Genomic DNA, 16,432 nt, shown 5'->3' with positions numbered 1-16,432 from the left:
GTGATTCGTGTATTGGTAGCCGAGGACATGCGCATCCTGCGGGAGGCGCTGATCGGTTTGCTGTCCCTCGAGCAGGACATCGAGGTGGTGGCCGGGGTGGAAACCGGAGACGCGGTTGTCCCCGCGGTGCTGGCACACCGGCCCGACGTGGCGATACTCGATATCGAATTGCCCGGGATCGATGGGTTGGAAGCCGCGGCGCTGCTGCGCGATCGGGTGCCCTCGTGCCGGGTGATCATCCTCACCGGCGTGGGCCGACCCGGCAATCTGCGCCGGGGTATCGCCGCGCAGGTGGCCGGATTCATGCTGAAAGATGCCCGCCCTCAGGAACTCATCGACGCGATCCGCACGGTGGCGGGCGGCGGGCGGGTGCTCGATCCGCAGCTCGCCTACGCGACGCTCGATGTGGCCGACAGCCCGTTGACCGAACGCGAGACCGATGTGCTGCGCGAACTGGCCACCGGTGCGTCACCGCGCGAGGTCGCGGCCACTTTGCATCTGGGCTATGGGACGGTACGGAACTATTTGGCCGCCGCGGTGACCAAACTCGATGCCCGCAATCGCGTGGACGCGATCAAACTCGCGACAGCGGCGGGTTGGCTGTGACCGGTCCGGCCGCCGACTCCATCCCCTGAGGGAGCGTGGCGGTGAGCGTGAACCGGCCCGAATCCCGTTCTGTCACAAGGACTCCTCCGTAATCGGTGAGCCGGGAAGACATATTGGACAGGCCGGTGCCCTGACGTTCGGGCACTTCCTTGCCGAGTGGCACGCGATTATTCGTGACAACCAGCCGCATCGAATTCGCATCGACGATCACGTGGATCGAAGCCAGATCCGCTTCGGAGTGACGCACGATATTGGTCACCGCCTCCCGCAGGACGATGGCCAGGACTCGACTGTCCGGCGGGGCGGGGGCAACGTCCACATTCACCTCGGCCCCCGTTGCCTCCAGAACCGAACGGGCGGTGGCGATCTCCTCGGCCAGGGACAGCTCGGCGGGTCCGCGGGTGATCGATCGGACTTCCTGTAGCGCCTGGTCGGCCAGCTGTGCCAGCTCGAGTAAGGCTTCGGCGGGATCCTCCGGGCGGCGGGCGGCCAGTTCGGCTTTGAGGGTGATCGCCGACAGGGTCTGCCCGAGCAGGTCGTGGACATCGCGGGCCATGCGAAGTCGTTCGGCGACAACGGCCATCCGAAGCGCCTGCGCCCTGGTCCGATACAGCTCCCGATTCACCTCCGGGATACGGCACAGCACATAGACGTAAACGGCCGCCACCACCGAGGTCACGCTCCAATAGATGCGCCACCCGAAATGAATGCCGTGCCACTGGAACGTCCACGCGGCCACCAGCGTGCAGGCCACGATCAACGCCCACGCCCAGGCCGTCCGGATTCGAACCACCACCGCACCGAACATCAGGAAGAACGGCGCGATCGTCGACGCCGCAGGCCACGACGGGAGCACCAGCGCGAGTACGACGATCACCGCGTGCAGTGCGAGCGTCCAGTGCCAAGCCCTGGGTTCGGCATCGGATTCCCGGGGTGCGCCGTGATGCAGTTGGAGCGCGCCCGAGACGATCATCAGTGCGGTGATCAGTGCGAAACCGCGCCAATCGACATGGAGCTGGGTGAGATTGGCCAAGGGCATCGCACTGCAATTGAGCAGTAGGAACAGCAGAAACCACCAGGCGAACCGAGCCTGCGAGGGCTGCTGCGCGGTATCGGCGGGCGCGGGTATCGCGGCGCGCTGCGCGTCCGCGACCGATCGAACGGTACCGAGCGCCGATCTGCTCGACTCGGCGATTCGAATCAGATCCGCGCGGCCGGGTGCCCGCCGAATCTCCCGAATGATCGCACCGAGTTCCGCGCCGAGGGTCTGATGCAACCGTGCCGCCGTGTCCAGCTGTTCGGTGGTCACGGCCATGGCGGCCACTCGCTCGCGTTCACGAGCCGTGCGCTCCAACTGCCGGACCAGATATACCGCCGCGAAGAAGGTGAAACCCACATTGAGATCGACGACGGTGGTGGTGACCGCGGAAAACGCACTGTCCAGCAATAGATTCCACGTGGTCTCGGCGATCAGCACCGCACCGAACAACGGCCAGGCCAGACACGCCCGCAGCGTGAGCACGATGCCCGCCCCGAGCAGACCTGCGACCGGCCCCCACACCGTGCCGAGCCACGGGTAGGGCGCGAACACCAATACCGCCTGCACACACAGCAATAGCTTGGGATGCCAGCGCCCGATGCTGATCAGACCTTGCAGCACGACGATCGCCACCAGGACGGCGGACCCGACGAGGGTGAATCGCGATGCCCCGCTGATCAGTTCGCCGATCCGAGCCACCAGCTGCCCGGCGAGCATGACCGCGACAAGTATCCATCCGGGCTGTCGGCCCACCGCTCGCCTCCAGAACCAGCCGTAACCATCGCGCAGGAATGTGCATTTTGCACCCGCATTGCTGCACCGGACACTGCCGCCGAGCACCTGCTCGGCGAACACTACTCATATGACCGAAATTCAGCCATTCAAGATCGATATCCCGCAGTCCGACCTCGATGACCTGCGTGACCGCCTGCGCCGCACCCGATGGACCGGCGAGATTCCCGGCCAGGAATGGACCCGAGGCGTGCCGCTGGACTACCTCCAGCAGCTCGCCCGCTACTGGGCGGACGAGTACGACTGGCGCGCCGAGGAGGCCGCTCTGAACGAGCTGCCCCAGTTCACCACCGAGATCGAGGGCGAGACGCTCCATTTCGCACACCTGCGCTCGGACAATCCCAATGCCCTACCGCTATTGCTGCTTCACGACTGGCCCGCATCGTTCATGATCTTCCGCCAGGTCGTCGCACCGCTGTCGCGGGACTTTCACCTCGTCATCCCCAGCATTCCGGGTATCGCGTTCTCCGGTCCGCTGACCAGCACCGGCTGGCACGCGGGCAAGATCGCCGGAGCGTTCATCGAACTCATGTCACGTCTGGGATATGAGCGCTATGGCGTGCAGGGTCAGGGCGGCGGTGCCTGGGACGCGGTGGAAATGGGCCGGCAGTCTCCGGAAAACGTTGTCGGCGTGCACGTCAACGGTCACGTCACCTTCCCGCTCGGGCAGGACGGTGAAATGGACGGCCTGACCGAGGACGAGATGCGCCGCCTGGGCAAGCTGCAGCACTTCCGCGACGACATGATGGGCTTCGCCATCCAGCAGTCCACCCGCCCGCAGACCCTGGCCTACGGACTGCACGATTCCCCGGTCGGTCAGCTCGCGTGGATCGTGGAGAAGTTCCGCGAATGGACCGACCCCGCAACCGAACTGCCCGAAGACGCGGTGGGCCGGGACACGCTGCTGACGAATGTCAGCCTCTACTGGTTCACCGGTACCGCCGGATCCTCAGCCGGGCTGTACTACGAGAACGGGCACAACCCGGACGCCTGGACGCCCCGGCCGACCGGAACCGTGCCGACCGGTGTCGCATTGGCCCCCACCGACATCACCATTCGCCGCTTCGCTGAACGCGATGCGCCGGTGACCCATTGGACCGAACTCGAGCGCGGAGGCAACTTCCTGCCCAAGGAGCAGCCGGACCTGTTCATCGCGGATGTGCGCACGTTCTTCCGAGGTCTCGGCGCGATCGAATGAGGCCGGGGCGGTCCGGTGATCAGATCCGCGGACCGGTCGACTCCGGCGCGGTGGCCAGGGCGAGGATGCCGTGAATGAGGTTGTCCAGGCTGCGGCGAGCTTGCTCGTCGTCGCCGAGGACCAGGTATTGCAGCAGGATGCCGTCGATGCCCGAGACCGCCAGGTGGGCCAGGTCGCGCACCGGTGTGCGGGGTGTCTCGCCCGCGCGTGCGCAGGCGTCGCGGATGAGGGTTTCGGTGGCTTCGAGGTAGTACTCGTAGAGTGCGCGGCCCAGGTGGGCGGCCTGGGGGGTGCGCATGGCGTACAGGGTCAATTCGTATTGCACGCGTTGGGTTCCCGGGTCGCTCCGGATTCCCTGCCAGTAGGTGCGGGCCAGGTGGTAGAGCGCGTCGGCCAGTCCGATGGGCGCGTCCCCGGCCTGCGGGGTGCTGGCTTCGAGAGCCCGCTTTCCCTCCTCCAACAGTGCTTCCAAGACCGCCGCCAGCACTTCGTCCTTGCCCGCGAAGACATAGTGCAGGGTCGCCAATGACAGCCCGGCCTCCCCTGCGATCGCGCGGGTGGTGGTTCCGGCGACGCCGTCGCGGGCGATGACCGCGGTCGCCGCCTCGACGATCTGCGCGCGGCGGACTGCGGCGGGCACGTGGGCCATACCGTCCCTTCCGAGATCTGATCGATCGACTTGATCAGTTGAACAACTTGGACTATATCAGCTGGTCCTCGCGCTTCCAGGGGCTCTCACAGGCGGCGGTTTCCAAGTTGGTCGTTTGACTTAGTCGATCGATTGACTTAATACTTGTGCTGTACCGAGACGACGGGAGGAAGCAATGAACACATCGCGGCGCATGATCCGCGCCTTCGTCGTCGAAGGTATGGCGGCTCTCGGACTCGGGATGATCGCGATGCTGTCCACGGACGACACCGCGATCACCGTTCTCGCGCTGACCGCGGGCTACCTCATGGTCGACGGAATCGCCGCTCTGCTGGCCGGATTGGGCGCCGACCACGGCGCACTGCGTGAGGAATCGTGGACGGTCCCGGCGACGTTCGGCATCCGGGTATTCGGAATCGGCGTGGGGCTCAACGCATTACTGCGGCCCAACACCACGGTGTGGACCTCGCTGGAATGGATGGGCTGCTGGCTCATCATTCGCGGCGCGGTCGACATCATCGCCGCGATCACGCCCTATCCCACCCGGGGACTGCGATTCCTGACCCATGCCCCGGCCCGCATCCGGAGCGTTCGGCTCGGTTCGATCAACCGGCCGATCACGAATACCGCTGTCCGCGTACGGAACCGGTTTATCGCCCCCGCGATCAGCAGGACCCGCGTCCCGATACGCCGATATCACGCCCGCGGCTGACGAAGTACACATCGAGTGAATGGAAGACGGTCATGAATACTCGCGTACAGCACAATGATTCGACTCAGGTCCAGTTGCCCGCCGCCACCGCCGCGTATTGGGCGGACCGCCATGTGGTCATTACCGGCGGCAGTAGTGGAATCGGCCTCGCCGTCACCGAATTGGCGCTCGGCGCGGGTGCGGCGGTCAGCGTGCTCGCCCTCGACGATCCCGCCATGTCCGCCCTCGCCACCCGCACCGGCGACTATGACGGCAGGCTCGCGACCTTCACCGCGAACGTCACCTCGCCCCACCAGATCCGCACCGCACTGTACGGCGCGCGCTCCCAGCACGGCCCCATCGGCGCAGTGATCGCCTGCGCCGGAATCGCCAAACCCGGCTATTTCACCGAACTCTCCGAATCCGACTTCCGAAACCATATGGAAGTCAACTACTTCGGCACCCTCACCCCCATCCGCGAAGCCCTCCCCGACCTGCTCACCGCCGACCGAGCCAGCATCACCGCCATCTCCTCGGCCGCCGGTTTCCTCAGCCTGATCGGCTACAGCGCCTACAGCCCAAGCAAATTCGCCGTCCGCGCCGCCGCCGAAGCCCTGCGCCAAGAACTCAAGCCCAAGGGCATCACCGTCACCGTCGTCTGCCCGCCCGACGTCGACACTCCCCAACTCGCCGCCGAAGCCGCCACCAAACCCCGAGAACTCTCCGCCCTCTCCTCCGGCACCCCCATGACCGCCCCCGCCGTAGCCCGCGCCCTCCTCATCGGAGCAGCCTCCGGCAAACCAACTGTCCTCCCCAACCTCGCCACCCGCATCCTGCGCCGAATCACCACAACCGCACCCGAACTCACCGCCCACTACATCGACTGGATCATCGCCCGCATCCAACGCGGCAGGCGCTGATCGAGGACCGTGGTTTACCCCCGACATGCCGATCGCGGGCCCGATCGGGCCTGCGATCGCACGGTATGGATATCGGTCAGTAGGTCGCGGCTACGTCGAGGATCCAGGTGACGCCGAAGCGGTCGGTCAGCATGCCGAAGGCTGGGGTCCACTGGGCCGGGGCGAATTCCTCGACGATCTTCGCGCCGTCGGAGAGTTTGGCCCAGAGGGCCGCGACCTCGTCTACGGTTTCGCCGCGCAAGGAGACGAAGAATGGGGCGTTCGTCAGGGTTGCTCCGTTCTCGCGGCGGGTCCATGAGGGCTCGGGGGCATCGGTTTGTCCGGGGATGTCGTAGGCCATGATGGCGAAGCCGTTCTCGGCTACGACCTGGCCGAATACGACATTGTCCGCGCCGGGCACTTCCTCGGGTATACCGAAGTCCGCGTAACTCGCCACGGTCAGCTGACCACCGAACACCTGCTGGTAGAAGCTCAGCGCGGCGCGCGCCTGGCCGGTGAAGTTGAGATGAGTGACGGCGGCGACGGTCATGGGCACTCCTAGATCGATGTGTTCCGGAGTAGTTCCGGAGGCTTCCGATCGTGTCAGGAGTACAGGACAGGTTCTGGCCTCTACTTCGGGCCGATAGATAACGGTCCGGGCAACGCTCCGCCACCACGCCGAACCGGGTAGTACCCGTTCGCAGAGGTGAGGCAGGCGGGCGAGGCGGTTCGGTCAAGCGTCCATTTCTCTGCTGTGGCAAGGTGATCCGGGCGGTCGTAGCATCATCCCAGCATTCGACCCGAACGGCAGGACACCTATGCGCGACGGCAGCCATGTTTCTTCTTCACGTTCGACTCGGCGTCGACGCGGGAGCGGGATTGGTGGCCGGGGGTTGGCGGCGTTGCTGGCGGCGGCGGTGGAGCGGAATCCCGATGGGGTCGCGGTGGTCGCCGATGGTGTGGAGCTCACTTATCGGGAGTTGGATGCGCGAACCAATAGGATGGCGCGCTGGCTGATTCAAGCCGAGGTGGGGCCCGAGGATCGGGTGGGGGTGGCGCTGTCGCGGTCGGTGGAATCGATCGCGGCGGTGTGGGCGGTTACGAAGGCGGGGGCGGCGTTCGTACCGTTGGATCCGGGGTATCCGCGCGCGCGGATCGAGTATCAACTCGCGGACAGCGGATGTGTGGTGGGGCTGACCGATCGCGGTCATCGCGACAATCTGCCCGATACCGTTCGGTGGCTGGAACTCGATGATCCACGGGTCCGCACGGCGGTTGCGAGCGAATCACCGGCACCGATCTCCTACCTCGACCGCGCTGCGGCGCTGCGGATTTCGAATACGGCGTATGTGATCTACACGTCCGGGTCGACGGGCGTGCCCAAGGGCGTCGAGGTCACCCACACCGGGTTGGCCGCGTTGTGCGCCGAGCTCCAGACGACCCTGGCGACCACCTCGGCGTCTCGATGCCTGCACTTCGCCTCACCGAGCTTCGACGCGTCGGTACTCGAACTGCTGCTCGCGATCGGGGCGGGCGCGACGATGGTCATCGCCCCGCCCTCGCTCATCGGCGGCGGTGAACTGGCCGAATTCCTGCACCGGCAACGGGTTTCGCACGCGTTCTTGACGCCGTCGGTGCTGGCGACCGTGCAACCGGACGGGCTCGATGCGCTCGGCACGATCGTGGTGGGCGGTGAGGCGTGTCCCGCGTCGCTGGTCATGCGCTGGGCCGGTGGTGCGCGACGGGTGCACAATGCGTACGGGCCGACGGAGACCACCGTCGCGGCCAGTCTGAGCGGTCCTTTGCTTCCCGATGCCCCCGTATCGATCGGTGGCCCGGTGCAAGGAGTCGGGCACCTCATCCTCGATAATCGGTTGCGGGCGGTCGCCAACGGCTCGGTCGGCGAGTTGTACGTCACCGGACCGGGTTTGGCGCGCGGGTACATCGGTCAGTCCGCACTGACCGCAGCGCGATTCGTCGCCGATCCACAAGGGGCGGGCGCGCGGTTGTACCGCACCGGGGATTTGGTGCGACGCAGTGACAGCGGCGAGCTGGAGTATCTCGGCCGGATCGACCATCAGGTCAATGTGCGCGGTCTGCGCATCGAACTCCGGGAGATAGACGCCGCGCTGTCCGGGCTGGCGGGTGTGGCGAGTGCGGTGACCGTGGACCGCGAAACCGCTACCGGCGATACCGAATTGGTGTCGTTCGTGCTGGCCGACGCGGATGCGGCACCGGATTCGACGGACCTGCTGGCACGGCTGGCGGCCCGACTACCGGGTTATATGGTGCCCAATTCCGTTGTGGTGGTGCCGGAGTTCCCGCTCACCGAGGCGGGCAAGGTCGATCGGAACGCACTGCGAACGCTGCCGGTGCGACGCGAAGGTCAGCGGCGGGTGACCGGTGCCGGAGAGGACCTCGTCGCCGAGGTATTCGCGCAGGTGCTCGGTGTCGAACGCCTCGGGGCCGACAGTGATTTCTTTGCCGCGGGCGGTAATTCGCTGCTGGTCACGCAGGCGGCGGCGCGGTTGAGCGAAATCTGGAAGGTGCGGATTCCACCGCAACTGCTGTTCGATCATCCGACCGTCGCCACACTGACCAAGGCCATTCGGTCCCAGCGGTTCGACACCGCGCGCCCGGCACTGTTGGCAGGATTGCGACCGAACCGAATTCCATTGTCGCCGAATCAGCTTCGATTCTGGCTGCGCAATCAGTTCGACACCGCCACCGCGGTGGACAATATCGGTTTCGCGTTGCGGCTCACCGGCCTCGATGCCGACGCGCTGCGCGGAGCGTTGCGCGATGTGATCACCCGGCACGAGGCACTGCGGACCCGCTATCCGGCCGATGCCGATGGGCCGTACCAGCAGATCGTGGACGCGGACGCGGTGATGGACGGCTTCGCGGTCCAGGACGTCGCCGAAGACGAGCTCTCCGCCAAGGTGCACAGCGTGATTCGCGAAGGGTTTGACGTCACCGCGCAGGTGCCGTTGCGCATGCGGCTGCTGCGCACCCCGACCGAACAGGTGCTGGTCTGCGCGGTGCACCATATTTGCGCCGACGGCTCGTCAATGGCACCGCTGGCCCAGGATATGGGCCTGGCGTACGCGGCCCGCTGCGGTGGCACCGCCCCATCCTGGCGTCCGGTGGCGGTGCAGTACGCCGACTACGCGCTGTGGCAGCAGACGGTGCTCGGGTCCCGCGATGACTCCGAATCACTGCTGGCACAGCAGCTTCGATACTGGACCGAGGAACTGCGCGGGCTACCGGACCAGCTCGATCTGCCGACCGACCGGCGGCGGCCCGCGATCGCCTCACTGCGCGGCGCCACGCTCGATCAACTGCTCCCCGCGACCGTTCACGAACAGTTGCTGACCTTCGCGCGGGCACGCCATGCGAGCGTGTTCATGGTGATGCGGACCGCGCTGGCGGTACTGCTGGCACGGCTGTCCGGCACCCAGGACATCGCGATCGGCGTGCCGATGACCAATCGCGCCGAACCTGCCCTCGCGGGTGTCGTCGGAATGTTCGTCAATACCACCGTCTCTCGCACCCGGGTGGACGCGGCGGAGAGTTTCGACGCACTGCTGGCACGCACCAGAGACCGCGATCTGGCCAATTTCGCGCACTCGGACGTGCCGTTCGAACACGTCGTGGACGCGGTCGATCCGGTCCGATCGCCGGGGCGGCATCCGCTGTACCAGATCGGATTCGCGTTCCAGAACTTCACGCCGGCCGATTTGGAGATGACAGCGACGGATATGTCGGTATTCGAAATCGAAGCCGATACGGTCAAGACCGATATGCATATCGGCGTGATCGACACCCGCGACGCCGAGGGCAGGCTCGGTCCCATCGCGCTGCGATTCGGTTACAGCACAGATCTTTTCGATCGATCGACGGTGCAGGGCTTCGTCGACGCGTACACCCGGCTGCTGGAGTCCATCCTGGCCGATCCGCGCACCGCGGTGGGCGATCTCGCGATGGTCGATGGCCGCGAGGTGGCACGCGGGGACGATGTGGCGGTCGCACGCGAGCATCTCACCGCCGCGATCGCCCGGCGGGTGGCCGAGCGCCCCGACGCGGTGGCCGTGGTCGGAGCGGGCGAATCCCTCACCTTCGCCGAGCTGTACGAGCGCGCCACCCGGCGCGCACGCTGGCTGATCGCACAGGGCATCGGCCCGGAATCCCTTGTCGCGGTGGCGATGCGCCGATCTGTCGAGCAGGTCGTCACGCTGTACGCGGTCGCGGAAGCGGGCGCGGCGTGGGTGCCGATCGATCCCGATCATCCGGCCGAGCGCATCGGATACATTCTCGAATCCGCTGCGCCACAGTGTGTTCTGACCACCACCGGCGATGGGTTCACCCTCGGTACCCCGTACACCGTCGATACCGTTGACCTCGCAGGGTATTCCGCCGGACCGGTGCGTGATAATGAACGGACCACACCGCTGCGGGGCGATCACCCCTCCTATGTCATCTACACCTCCGGATCGACAGGAAAGCCCAAGGGCGTGGTCGTCACCCACGCGGCGATCGTCAATCAGCTCGAGTGGATGCGTGCTCGCTACGACGTGCGCTCCCGGGATATCTACCTGCACAAGACCGCCGCGACCTTCGATGTGTCGCTGTGGGGGTATTTCCTGCCGCTGGGGGCGGGTGCGCGACTGGTGCTGGCCGGGCCGGACGAGCATCGGGATCCGCGGGCCATCTGCCGATTGATCGCGGAACACAGTGCGACACTGACCGATTTCGTGCCGACCATGCTGACCCTGGTGGCCCGCGCGGCGACGTCCGCGGATCTGGCGACCCTGCGCGCGGTGTTCGTCATCGGCGAGGCGCTCGCACCCGAAACCGCGCAGGCGTTCGCGGAGGTCACCGCGGCTGAGCTGCACAACCTGTACGGACCGACCGAGGCCGCTGTCAGCATTACCGAACACCAGGTGGCCGAGGCGGATCGGCGTGCGGGGATCATGCCGATCGGGGTGCCCGCGTGGAATTCGCAGTGCGGTGTGCTCGATTCCCGATTGCATCGGCTCTTTCCGGGTGTGGCCGGTGAGCTCGTGCTGGCGGGCGATCAACTCGCACGCGGCTATCATCGTGCGCCGGGACTCACCGCGGCGCGATTCGTGGCGAGCCCGTTCGGGCCGCCGGGATCGCGGATGTATCGCAGCGGCGATCTGGCGCGTTCCCGGCCTGATGGAGTCCTGGAGTACTTGGGCCGCACGGACTTTCAGGTCAAGGTGCGCGGACATCGCATCGAACTCGGTGAGATCGAGTCCGCACTGCTCGATGATCCCGCCGTGGCCCAGGCCGTGGTCACCGTACGCCGGGACGGCCAGGACGATCGGCTGATCGGCTATGTGGTGCCGCGAGCGGGGACCACCGTCCAGCCGAAGGAATTGCGCAACAACGTATCCGGGCTACTGCCGGGATACATGGTTCCGGCGGCGGTAATGGTGCTCGACTCGCTGCCGGTGAACACCAGCGGCAAGGTCGATCGGGCCGCATTGCCCGCGCCGGTGTTCACCGACGAGGTCGTCATCGCACCGAGCACCCCGCTGGAGATCGCGATCGCGCAGGTCTTCGCGGAGGTGCTGGAGGTCTCCGATGTCGGTTCGACCTCGGACTTCTTCGAGCTCGGCGGCTCATCGCTGCTGATATTCGTGCTGCACCAACGCCTTTCGGAGCGACTGGACTGCGATGTCCCCATGTCCGCGATCCTGGCCGCACCGACCGTGGCGGGTCTGGCGGGGTATGTGAGCGGTGTTCGCCAACCCCTCCCGGCGTTCACACCGGAGACCGATGCGGTTCTCGCCCCGGCGATCTCGCTCGCGGGATGCGCGCTGGCACGGCGTAGCGCGGACAATATCCTGCTCACCGGTGCGACGGGATTCCTCGGCGCACATCTGCTACACGAATTGCTGACCCGCACCCGGGCGCGGGTCTGGTGCCTGGTGCGCACCCACGGCGACGATGATCCGCTGGATCGAATCCTGCTGGCCATGGCACGATTTCAGCTGCCGACCGACGGCGTCACCGACCGGGTGACCGCCGTGCGCGGTGATCTGACCGCACCGCGACTGGGCCTGGACGCCGGGCAGTTCGACCTGCTCGCCGACCGCATCGACGTCATCTATCACAATGGCGCGAAGGTCAACCATGTCGATCCGTACGAGCGGCTGCGCGCGGCGAATGTCGAGGGCACGCGATCGGTGCTCGAATTGGCCACCACCGCACGGGTGAAGGCCGTGCACTACATCTCCACCCTCGGCGCGGCGATCCCGGCGGGCACGGTCCCCGAGGTCGTCGGCGAGAACGACCGGCTGCGCGCGGACCAACTTCAGTCCAACGGCTATCTGACCTCGAAATGGGTTGGCGAGGAACTGATTCGCCAGGCCGGTGCACGCGGGGTGCCGGTCAGCATTCATCGGCCGGGAACGATCTGCGGTGACACCCGCACCGGCGTCAACAATCCCGATGACGCCCTCTGGAATATGGTGCGCGCCGCCGCGGTGCTCGGTGTGGCGCCCGAGGTGGGCGATGCCACGGTCTCACTGGTTCCCGTCGACTACGTCGTGCGCGCGATCGTCGCGCTCGGCTCGAATCCGCGCACCGAGACCGTCTACCACCAGGTCAATCACACACCCGTCGCGGTGCGCGAGATCCTGGAATGCCTGCGCGAACACGGCTATCCGGTACACGAACGGTCGATGGATTTCGTACTGGCCGAACTGAACCGGCAATCGGTGACCCGCTCCGCCGCAGGCGATGACTCCCTCGCCCGCGCGTCGGTGCTGGCGTCCACCTTCGGAGATCTCGCCGGGCACACCCGATGGGATGACACCCATACGCGAGCGGCGCTGCACGAGAAGGGCATTCATTGCCCGGTCATCGATCGAGAGGTGCTGAACCGCTATCTCGAACAGTTCACGGCATCGGGATTCCTGCCCGCGCTGACGGTCGGAGCACACTGATCTGACCCCCGGCTGTGCGCCCCGCAATCAGCGGCGCGCACGGCCGGGGGAAGGACGCTAGGTGACGGGTTCTGCTCCCCAGCGTGCCATCCGACGCGCTCCCGTTCCGATCAGCGCCGCTTCGATCCGGGCGTGGAGCGCCGCGAATTCCGGCTCGAATCGCACGTGCACATACAAATCCGCGTCGCCGGAGGGCCGCAGGACCGACACGTGACCACCCATGGCCGGGATCAGGAACGTACTCGCGTCCGCACCGGATGCCTCGACCGCGACATGCATGCCCAACGCGGAAATCGCGTCCCGCACCGGATTCAGCTCACCGCCCGCCCAGTTCTCGTAGCAGCTCTGCCTGGTCCAGGATGCGAACCACAGAACGTCGCTGGCCACCACGAGGCGTCCCGAGGTGCAGAACCAGCGCACGGCGTCGGTGTACGAGGAGCCCACATCGATCGCCTCGTCCGAATGACGCGGCAGCATCACAAGACCGCGCCCCGGGACCAGTGCCAGTTGGTCGCCATCGGATGAGCCGCCCACCGGTACGGCGTCCGCGAAATCAGCCTGCCCCAGCTCCAGGTGCTTCCAGAACCAGTACTCCGCCCACATCTCTCGCATGCCGTCGAGACTGTCCAGGATGCGCGTCGGCCCCCAGACATCGAAAGCGTTGCAGACACTGCCCTGGCCGTAGGTCGCCATGAGGTCGGCGTAATCGGGTGGCATCGATATGCCCAGTCGCCGCTCGAGCGCGGCCACGGCCACGTGCTCGACCGGTTCGATTTCCGTCGATACGACGATCAGATCGAGTGCCATGCCATCACGCACCGTATCCGGTGAAATCGTGGGCGGTCGTGACAACCATGCGACCCGCGAGTGCCCGCACCTGTGCACGTGTTCGGGGATCGCCGTTGGGCGGCAACGGCATCGACCAGACGGGCGACCCGTCGGCGGCATTGATCGCCTGCACGGTGACACCGTCGGTGAGGATGAGATGCGTTGCGTCGGTCACGCCGTCGTACAAGGTGAATTGTGAGGCGTGCTCGAATGGTGAGGGCCGCTGCCAGATTCGATGCCCGTCCGTGAGGTCGAGGCCGGAAAGCGTTGTCCCATCCTGCGATCGGATAATGACGGTATCGCGCACCACGCCCTGGACCGCGCTCTTGCCTCCGGCGGCATCACTGATGCGAATCTCCGGGTTGGTCCACAGGATTGCGCCGGTCGTGCGGTCATAGGCACTCTCCCCGGTCATGATCGGAAGTGGTGCCGCCGAGGCGGCGGGGTACCACTCGAGCATGAAGGTGGCGTTGGCGACATCGGTGATCAAGTGCCCGTCTCGTCCCAGGAGAGCGACCGTTCCCGCGGTGCCGCTGCGATCGATCACCTGCGAGGCGATGATGCCGCCGTCGAAGATATTGCCGACCGGACCGGTGAAAAGCGGTTCACCAGAGCGCAAGTCGAAAACCTGGACGTGGCTGTCGCGTCCGAGCCGAAAGTAGTCCGGCGGGTCGAGCCGAGGCTGGACGGGTTCACCGGGGACCGCTGTGGGATAGGTTTTGCTCCAGGTCGCGGCGATATCGGCGACGGTGCCGCGGGTGACGACCGCAGTCTGTCCGTCCACGGTACGCCCGGCCACCGACACGACCCCGTCGCGGACCTGCACGTCCACGACCTCGAAGTCGGTGGTCCGGTCGGTGACCACCGCGCCCGTCGCGCTGTCGATGATCAGTACCCGATGGCCCCCCTTACAGGTGATCATCCCCGCGAATACCCGTTCACCGCAGCTGGTGAGTTCCCCGACATCGGTTGTCCAGCGCGGTTTTCCGGTGTCGGGGTCGAGGCCGTGCAGTCGGACCGGACCGACCGGCGCCCCGGTCCCATCGCTCGCGCTCGCGGGCACCGCGGTGGCCGCCACAATCGTCGTACCGGCGTCCATGGGGCTGCTGAATCCGTAGTAGCGGCCGAGACTGTGCGGCACCGACAGCAGAACCGCACCGGGCTCGGTCGTCAGGTCCGCGGCGCGTACGGTCCACGCGGCGGCGGGAGCGGAGTCGAGCACAGTGGTCACACGAAACCTGCCACCCTCCACCGGAGCTGGCGGCGCTGACTGTTTCGTCGACGAATCCGGCCAGACGATCACCATCACACCCACGGCCACCACGACGACCAGCCCGGCTATCCAGAGTCGCCACCTGTTCGCACCGGTGAACCACTGTGCGGCTGAGCCCATATGGCGGTCTCCTTCGACATCGAGCCAGACATCAGTCCAAACAAGCCTGCACGCAAGGTATCAGCTGCCTCGGATGCCACTCGCCGCGCCGGATTTCCCACCGGTGGCACTCATCCGGCCGATTCGGGAACTACGGTTGTCGACCATGTTCGCACTGTCGTTGCGCAAGGCGGCCTGCGTCGTCGCTGTTTCCTGTCTCTCGCTCTCGGCCGCCCTGGCGAGCCCGGCGGCCACCGCCGAGAACGCGGGCTTCGGTCAGGTATCCGGTCTCGGCGTGCTCGATCCGGCATGGTCATTCCCCGCGGCCGCCGCCGCGATAGAGCTTCGCTATACGACAACGAATCAGTACGCGCAGATCACGCCCGCCTCGGCGGGGTTGTATGTACCGCCCGGGCTGCCCCCGGCTGGCGGCTGGCCGCTGGTGGTCTGGGCGCATGGCACGGTGGGGATCGCCGACGCCTGCGCACCCTCGCGCCAACCCCAATCAGAGCGCAACCGTACCTATTTCAACGAGATCCTGAACAACGGCTATGCCGTGCTGGCTCCGGACTACCAGGGGCTGGGGACCGGCGGCGGGTTCAGCTACTACAACACCATCGTCGAAGGCCGTTCCATCCTGGACGCCGTGGCGGCAATCCGCACGACTCCGGTTCCGCTGTCACACAATTGGGTCGTCATCGGACAGTCCGAAGGCTCGCACGCCGCGCTGAGCGCGGTCTCGCTCTACGATCCCGCCGGACGGTCGGCAGGGCTGAGGGGCGCGGTCGTCACGGGACTGCGCGCGAATACCGGGCCAAGCCTGCGCACGATGTTCCAGCGCTCCTCGACCGGCTCCGCGAATCAGATCGCTTACGCCGCTTACTATCTGGCGGCGATGCAGCAGTTGTACCCGGATCGGGTGACGCCATACCTGTCGGACTTCGGCCGCGACTATGTGGCGCAGGCCAATTCGACGTGCCTGGCGAATCTCACCGCCGCGGCGCAGGGGCGACGCCCGGCGGCCCTGGTCACCGACCCGGACTCCCCCACACCGACCTTCGAAGCCGATATCGCCGCGTTGGCGGGCTTCCGAACTGACGACTTCCCGGTCGATGTCTCCATCGGCTACGGCACCGCCGATATCGACGTACCCCCTACCTACACAGAGGAATTCGGCCAGCAACTGCAAAGCAGCAATCTGGGCATCGCTGTCGGCGTCACCCGGTATCCGGGCAAGGATCACAGCGGAGCGTTCCTTGCATCCCTGCCCGATGCGCTGCGGTTTCTGCGTGAGGTTCCCCCGCTTTCTCGGAGAGCTCTGACTGTGGTCCGATAGGGCCGGAAGGAGTCATTCGTGGCAGCACCGAAGAAGTACCCCGAT

Annotated in this window: 11 protein-coding genes; 6 read left to right on the top strand and 5 right to left on the bottom strand. The window is 66.3% G+C overall.

Going from position 1 to position 16,432, the window contains the following annotated elements:
- On the top strand, nt 1–606 hold the full coding sequence (locus tag AB0L82_RS42075; protein WP_364650671.1) for a response regulator transcription factor: 606 nt from the start codon (nt 1–3) through the stop codon (nt 604–606).
- Here the strand turns inward: AB0L82_RS42075 and AB0L82_RS42070 are convergent.
- Nucleotides 575–2,398 carry a histidine kinase gene (locus AB0L82_RS42070; protein ID WP_364650668.1) on the bottom strand — a complete coding sequence of 608 codons (1,824 nt, stop codon included), beginning with the start codon at nt 2,396–2,398 and terminating at the stop codon, nt 575–577. The two genes, AB0L82_RS42075 and AB0L82_RS42070, sit on opposite strands and share 32 nt — an antisense overlap.
- Before the next feature lie 109 nt (nt 2,399–2,507).
- Here AB0L82_RS42070 and AB0L82_RS42065 point away from each other — a divergent pair, with 109 nt between their 5' ends.
- Entirely contained in the window at nt 2,508–3,635 is a 1,128-nt protein-coding gene (locus AB0L82_RS42065; RefSeq protein WP_364650665.1) for an epoxide hydrolase family protein, read from the top strand.
- A gap of 19 nt (nt 3,636–3,654) precedes the next feature.
- Here the strand turns inward: AB0L82_RS42065 and AB0L82_RS42060 are convergent, their stop codons facing one another.
- Entirely contained in the window at nt 3,655–4,284 is a 630-nt protein-coding gene (locus tag AB0L82_RS42060; RefSeq protein ID WP_364650661.1) for a TetR/AcrR family transcriptional regulator, read from the bottom strand.
- A gap of 175 nt (nt 4,285–4,459) precedes the next feature.
- On the opposite strand from AB0L82_RS42060, the gene AB0L82_RS42055 reads away from it, so the two are divergent.
- Entirely contained in the window at nt 4,460–4,996 is a 537-nt protein-coding gene (locus tag AB0L82_RS42055) for a DUF308 domain-containing protein (RefSeq protein WP_364650658.1), read from the top strand.
- 32 nt (nt 4,997–5,028) lie between these two features.
- Nucleotides 5,029–5,895, top strand: coding sequence for an SDR family NAD(P)-dependent oxidoreductase (locus AB0L82_RS42050; protein ID WP_364650655.1), 867 nt, complete (start codon nt 5,029–5,031; stop codon nt 5,893–5,895).
- Nucleotides 5,896–5,971: 76 nt separating this feature from the next.
- Here AB0L82_RS42050 and AB0L82_RS42045 read toward each other — a convergent pair whose 3' ends face one another.
- Nucleotides 5,972–6,424, bottom strand: a complete 453-nt coding sequence (locus tag AB0L82_RS42045) for a VOC family protein (protein WP_364650652.1) — start codon at nt 6,422–6,424, stop codon at nt 5,972–5,974.
- Nucleotides 6,425–6,767: 343 nt separating this feature from the next.
- Here AB0L82_RS42045 and AB0L82_RS42040 point away from each other — a divergent pair, with 343 nt between their 5' ends.
- Entirely contained in the window at nt 6,768–12,851 is a 6,084-nt protein-coding gene (locus AB0L82_RS42040) for an amino acid adenylation domain-containing protein (RefSeq protein ID WP_364650649.1), read from the top strand.
- 57 nt (nt 12,852–12,908) lie between these two features.
- On the opposite strand, the gene AB0L82_RS42035 is transcribed toward AB0L82_RS42040, so the two are convergent.
- Entirely contained in the window at nt 12,909–13,658 is a 750-nt protein-coding gene (locus tag AB0L82_RS42035) for an SMI1/KNR4 family protein (RefSeq protein WP_364650645.1), read from the bottom strand.
- Nucleotides 13,659–13,662: 4 nt separating this feature from the next.
- On the bottom strand, nt 13,663–15,072 hold the full coding sequence (locus AB0L82_RS42030; RefSeq protein ID WP_364650642.1) for a PQQ-binding-like beta-propeller repeat protein: 1,410 nt from the start codon (nt 15,070–15,072) through the stop codon (nt 13,663–13,665).
- A 145-nt stretch (nt 15,073–15,217) separates the two neighbouring features.
- Between AB0L82_RS42030 and AB0L82_RS42025 the strand changes: the two genes are divergently transcribed.
- Nucleotides 15,218–16,387: a lipase family protein gene (locus tag AB0L82_RS42025; protein ID WP_364650639.1), complete on the top strand. Its 1,170-nt coding sequence runs from the start codon at nt 15,218–15,220 to the stop codon at nt 16,385–16,387.
- Nucleotides 16,388–16,432: the final 45 nt, after the last annotated feature.

This window comes from Nocardia sp. NPDC052001, assembly GCF_040680615.1.
Classification (GTDB): Bacteria; Actinomycetota; Actinomycetes; order Mycobacteriales; family Mycobacteriaceae; genus Nocardia.
Note: the sequence above shows the minus strand (reverse complement) of the source record. Positions and strands in the feature narration are given on the sequence as shown.